Annotated in this window: 1 pseudogene; it reads left to right on the top strand. The window is 43.8% G+C overall.

Annotated elements, in window-relative coordinates:
• A pseudogene (locus AC1DY0_RS19120) lies at nucleotides 1-583 on the top strand (hypothetical protein); the annotation flags it as partial.

The raw sequence follows: 583 nt of genomic DNA, 5'->3' as shown, positions 1-583 counted from the left end.
CATGGTCTCCTGCAATTGGCTTGAGCGCCGTCAATATCAGTAATCCAATGGCAAATCCAACGGTTACCACAACTTACACAGTAACCAAAACGGATATATCTTCCGGATGTAGCGATACCGACACAGTCATTGTAACAGTAAACAATGCTGTTGTAATTGCTGCTGCAGGTGCGGACTTTACCAAAACCTGTATYGACAATCCAAACGGCAAACTAATTGGTGAGGCTAACGACGATGCGTTTACCTATTYATGGTCTCCWGCAACAGGCTTGAGYGCYGCGAATATCAGTAATCCAATGGCCAATCCAACAGCAACTACAACTTACACCGTAACCAAAACAAATAAAATTACGGGTTGTAGCGATACCGATGAAGTGACTGTAACAGTAGACAAACCAACAGTAGTGGCTGTAGCGGGTAGTCCTTTTACAAAAACCTGTATCGATAATGCCAATGGAAAACTAATCGGTGAGGCAACCAATGCTGAGTTTACCTATTCATGGTCTCCTGCAATTGGCTTGAGCGCCGTCAATATCAGTAATCCAATGGCAAATCCAACGGTTACCACAACTTACACAGTAAC

This window comes from Flavobacterium sp. P1_E4, from assembly GCF_056405915.1.
This window is presented reverse-complemented; position numbering and strand designations above follow the sequence as displayed.